At 38.0% G+C, this 5,243-nt stretch carries 4 protein-coding genes; 1 reads left to right on the top strand and 3 read right to left on the bottom strand.

Annotated elements, in window-relative coordinates; genetic code table 11:
• The 3 genes from ACIQ2S_RS10985 to ACIQ2S_RS10975 form a co-directional block, all read right to left on the bottom strand.
• A partial coding sequence (locus tag ACIQ2S_RS10985) for a PQQ-dependent sugar dehydrogenase (protein WP_396175911.1) occupies positions 1–766 on the bottom strand: 766 nt, incomplete at its 3' end.
• Between the two features lie 124 nt (positions 767–890).
• Complete coding sequence (locus ACIQ2S_RS10980) at positions 891–2,066, bottom strand: VWA domain-containing protein (RefSeq protein WP_396175909.1); 1,176 nt, start codon at positions 2,064–2,066, stop codon at positions 891–893.
• A 17-nt stretch (positions 2,067–2,083) separates the two neighbouring features.
• Positions 2,084–3,415: a hypothetical protein gene (locus ACIQ2S_RS10975; protein WP_396175907.1), complete on the bottom strand. Its 1,332-nt coding sequence runs from the start codon at positions 3,413–3,415 to the stop codon at positions 2,084–2,086.
• Between the two features lie 228 nt (positions 3,416–3,643).
• On the opposite strand from ACIQ2S_RS10975, the gene ACIQ2S_RS10970 reads away from it, so the two are divergent.
• On the top strand, positions 3,644–5,243 hold a 1,600-nt coding region (locus ACIQ2S_RS10970), incomplete at its 3' end, for a histidine kinase (protein WP_396175905.1).

The following is a 5,243-nucleotide window of genomic DNA, read 5'->3' as shown; positions in this document are numbered from 1 at the left end:
AATTCAAACCAGCCGCTGTCGATGGAGCTTTATTAATTTCTTCTATGGCATTCTGACCCACATCGGCAATCCATAAATCACCTGTTTGCGAATCGAATGAGAATTTCCAAGGGTTTCGCATACCTACAGCCCAAATTTCGTCCGCTCCGGCTGTGGCTCCTGCATAAGGATTCGAAGCAGGAATTCCATATAAAGTCCCGGAGTTTACATCGATACGCAACATTTTTCCAAGTAAGGAATTAATATTTTGGCCGTGGTTGCTTGGGTCATTTGCACTTCCGCCATCACCCATTCCGATGTATAAAAAGCCATCGGGGCCAAAAACCAAAGATCCTCCATTGTGATTTGAAAAGGGTTGGGCAATGGTCAACAAGACCAAAGCACTTGACGCATCCGCCACATTCGGATTGGTTGAACTTACGGAATATCTGGCTATTACTGTAGCACCATCGCCAGTTCGGGTATAATTGACGTAAAAGTACCCGTTTGTGGCATAGTTGGGATGAAAAGCCAAACCCAGCAAACCACGTTCACCACCTGAAGAGATGGTTGCTGAAGTAAGGGTTAAAAAATTCGTTGCGTTAATGGTACCGTTGGCATTCAAAATGCGAATGGCTCCGCCTCGCTGCACGACAAAAAGACGAGCGTCGCCGGCACTTTCAATAGCAACCGGGCTGGAAAAACCGGAAGCGAATGTTTGCAAGGTTAAGGTTTGTGCATTTACTGCCATAGCAAATAAAAGCAAAAGGGGAAGTAATTTTTTCATAGCAGGTATCTTTTAGGTTTGGTAAAGCTATGAAAAATATTTATAAGTTCTTCTAATTTAACAACATACAAAAACCACTCTTACTTTTTTGGTTAAGAGTGGTTCAAATACAACAAAATCATGTTTAGTTTACAACAACATACCCCTTTGTTTTTGCTAAACTAACGATCGAAACACTAATTGCATTTCCTAAGTCGTCTTGCGATTTTGTTTTTGCCGCTTCGTCATCAATATATTTTTGACGTTTTTTGGCTAAATCTGCCATTTCTTTTTGGATGGCTTCACGTTCTTTTGCTTTTTCAGCCACGAAGGTTTTTAATTCCTCTTTGGTTTTTCCTTGTAGTTCTTTTGGTAACTCTTCTTTTTTGATTTCTTCTAAAACTTTAGCGTCTTTTTTCGCTTTATCAACCAAATCCCAACTCTCATTTTTGTATACGTCTTTCGATTTGCTAACCGAACGTTCTGCAAAATTTGCTCCTGAAATTGATTGTGCATTGGCATCTTCCACTTCCTGACTTCTTTTTTTCTCTGCACCTTTCGAACCGTAACCAATATAGGTTGTATTTAATCGGGTATTGCATTTAGTTATTTGGTCGTCATACGGCGTGGCGATGTAAATTACTTTTGCGTTGGAATCAATGTTGAAGTATTTTCCCTGACCCACATCAGCTCCGTCTTTCCAAAAGGATTGGATACCTTCTTGGTGATTTCCACAAAAAATAGTGTTGATGTAGATTCCTTTTTTTAATGCTTCGCTAATCACTTCTTTATAGGAGATACTACCTTGATTAAACGGTTCATTACCGGAAATATAAATCAATTTCATACTTTTTTTGCCATCGTTCCACGTTAACTTTTGGGTAGCATCTTTAATCACAGCACCGCAATATTCGCTGCCGCCGTTGGTTCGCAACGAGAATAATTTTTCAGAAATCAAGTCTAAATCTGTGGTTAAGGGAGTCACCTGACGGATGTAATCGGAAGCACTTCCCAAACCGTCATTTCCATATTCGTACAAAGCAATTTCGATGGAAGGTGTTTTTCCTTCATATTTTAATGTGGTTAACGTATTAACGATGTTCCACAAGCGGGATTTTGCTTGGTCAATTAATCCGTCCATACTGTTTGACGTGTCTAATAAAAGTGCGACTTGAATTTTTCCGTCCGACTCATCTTCGGCAATCAAAGGTGGGTGGGTTGCTGCTAAACGAATAGGTGTTTCAACAAGGTTGTTTTTCTTTTCGCAGCTAAACAATAGCATTGAAGTAAACAAAGCGAGGGTTGCAATTATATTTTTCATGATACTATTTTTTAAAATTATTTTTGAAGTTTTGTGATGTCGTTTTCTACCGAAAGAATCATCAAACAAGTGGCGGTGCAAAAGGAAGGACTCGTGATACAATGATGACCGCTCCAACTACCGTCAGAGTTTTGAATCTGCATCATTCGCCCGCCAATATTGTCGTACCATTTTTTCCATTCGTCGTCTTGGTTGACAATCATGGATTCACCTGTTTGTAAAAAGCTTAAGAATTCTTCACCTCCATTGTTTCCAAATCCAGCCAAGACATCTTCATTCATCGCTGTTAATTTGGCTGATTTATACACTTTATCGGCAACGTCATATGATTTTGCTTTTTCGTCGGAAACGCCAATTCGTTTTAAATTTGTTTCGTTTAATACGGCATCTTTTTCAATGCGACCTTCTTCTTTTGCTTTTTTGAAAATTCTATCGGCATCCTTAGCTTCTTCGGCACTTCCGCGAACGGAACTACTGACGGCATACAACATTATTCCTGCACCATCGTCTGTTTTGGCAGAAGCATTTGCCGGATTGTAGTTGCTTTTTTGATAATCTCTTGCTTTTTGAATTTTTACTTGATCGACTTTAATACCGTCATTTTTGGCTGCCATTTCTAAACTTGAATTCGCAAAAGAAGATTGTAAAACACCTGCCCAACCGGAACCGCCCACTTTGCCGGAACCATCCATTGATTTTTCAATTTTATCTACACAAACCTGAATGGCGTTTTTGACCCTTACTTTCATTGCCTCATTTTTAAGAGTAGGAAGCAATTGATTGAAAAACTGCAAGGTTAAAATCGCATCAATGTGTTGGCCCAATTTTCCTTGAATTTGTGTGCCTCTGATGGAAGTGATGAATTCACTTTTTGTGTTTTTATCAATTTCACTTAAAAGAAATAGCACTGCTTTTTCTAATGTCTCTTTATTTTTTCCCGATTCCATAGTATAGCCGCAACGATATAATGCCATCGCAGACATGGCAGTTGTTGCAGGATCGGAAGAAACCGCATGAGGATTTTTTTCTCTTTGTTTACTTTGCGAACCGGCACCCCAACCACCATCGGTATTTTGTGCTTCTACCAACCATAATTCACCTTTGGAAATGGTTTCTTGAAATTTCTCTGCTGTTTTTACAGCAGCATATCCTTCGGAAGGTTGTTCGCCCATTAGGGTCATAAATACACAAGGCAACTCTTCTTCTTTAGCGATTTCTGTTTCCTGAATGGCAAGTTCTTTTGAAGGAGTAGCCATTTTTGGTTCGATTTTTGGATTCGAATTCCAAATGTAAATTAGCGGGAGACAGCTTGCAACAGCCGATAAACCCCAGATGATTTTTGCTTTCATAATTGATTGTTTTTATTGATTTTTTGATAAAATTAGAAGGTTCGGTCATTCGTTTTTTCCAGACTTGGTGAAACCCGTTTTTGACTTGGTGAAACTGTTTTTTAAAGCCAATTTTATTTTCGTACTTTACACTATTATATTTTGCCTATGTATTTTCGACTGAAAATTTTACTATTTGCTTTGCTTTTCCCGTTGGTTGTTGTGGCTCAGGACACAACGAAGACGAAGATGAGCAAAACATCCGTGAGCAAGAAAGCCATTGAACTGAAAGAAACCTTGTCAGAAAGTAATCCTATTGCAACCGCCGACAAGTATTTGGAACTGGCCAATGAATTGGATAAAAAAGAGGAGTATGTTAAAGCCGAAGATTATTTAAAAAGAGCTTTAACTCTTTATCAAAAGCAAAAAGACAAAGATAAAATTGCTTCCACTAAACGTCAACTTGCTCAAGTTCAAGAGAAGCAAAAAAAGTTCAATCAAGCCATATTAAATTATGAATCGGCCAGTGAAGAAGCGGTTGATGTCGGCTTTTCAAAAGTCAATTCCAATGATGCCAGTCGTTTAAAAAATACGAGTCCGAAAATGCAAGCAGACTATTTGGATTCTAACATTAAAATTTTAGAAAAAGAAGGAAAAATGGACGATGCCGCCGAAGTCTATAAACAAAAAGCGGAGGTAGATTTAAAAGCCGATAATAAGGAAATGGCGATTGAAAGTTATGAAAAGGCCATTGCGGTTTCGAAAGACAAACCGGAAGAAGTGTTAAAGTTGAAAAGTGAAATATCGAAAGTGTATGCTTCGGAAAACAACCTAGATAAAGCGATTGAAATTACCAAAAACACCATTTCCGATGCTGAGAAATTAGGTAGTGTTTCGCAACAAATCGAGCAGCAACAGACGTTGGCGACTTTGTATTTTAAAAATGAAAACCAAGACGATGCGATTGTTTTACTTGAAGAAACCTATGATTTAGCGTTGAAAAACGGACGCACTTTTGATGCAAAAAAAGCGATGTTGGCTCTTTCGGATTATTACAAAGCAAAAGGAAATCAAACAAAAGCGATTGAATTGTACGACAAATTTCTAAACGATTTTGATCGAATGGTGCAAGCAGACAGTACATTAGTGGATTCAAAAATCTTTCAGGTAACGGAAGAAAAAATCAAGCAATTAGAGAAAGAACGGGCGTTGAAAGATGAATTGATAACGAAGAAAAATAAATTCAATTACGTATTGATTGGTTCCGTGATTTTGATGTTGATTTTGTTGGGATTGATTGCAAAAGCGTTATTTTCCATCAAAACCAAGAACAAAAAAATTGCGTTGCAATCGCTCAGACGGGAAATGAATCCCCATTTCATTTTTAATAGTTTGAATAGTGTGAACCAATTTATTGCTCAAAATAACGAGTTGGAAGCCAATAAATATTTGACTTCGTATTCCAATTTGATGCGGAATATGATGGAAACGTCCAATAAAGATTTTATTTCGTTATCCAATGAACTAGAGCAAATTAAAAAGTATTTGGATTTGGAACATTTGCGTTTTCAGGACAAATTTGTTTATGAAATTGTGGTGGATGAACAATTGGATGCCGATGCGATTCTAGTTCCGAATATGTTGATTCAGCCGCATTTGGAGAACGCCATTTGGCACGGATTGCGTTACCGGGAAACCAAAGGAACTTTGAAAGTCACCTTTGCAGAAGAAAATCAATTAATCAAAGTTTTGATTGAAGACGACGGCATTGGCGTTGAAAAAAGCAAGGAACTGAAAACACAAAACCAAAAAGTGCATGAATCCAGAGGGTTGAATAATGTAGAAGAAC

Origin of the sequence: Flavobacterium sp., from assembly GCF_044371705.1 — a bacterium.
Taxonomy (GTDB): Bacteria; Bacteroidota; Bacteroidia; order Flavobacteriales; family Flavobacteriaceae; genus Flavobacterium.
Note: the sequence above shows the minus strand (reverse complement) of the source record. Positions and strands in the feature narration are given on the sequence as shown.

Bases quoted from the DNA above. Each gene is read 5' to 3' on its own strand.
- ACIQ2S_RS10980 (WP_396175909.1), bottom strand. From the start codon at position 2,066: ATGAAAAATATAATTGCAACCCTCGCTTTGTTTACTTCAATGCTATTG.
- ACIQ2S_RS10975 (WP_396175907.1), bottom strand. From the start codon at position 3,415: ATGAAAGCAAAAATCATCTGGGGTTTATCGGCTGTTGCAAGCTGTCTC.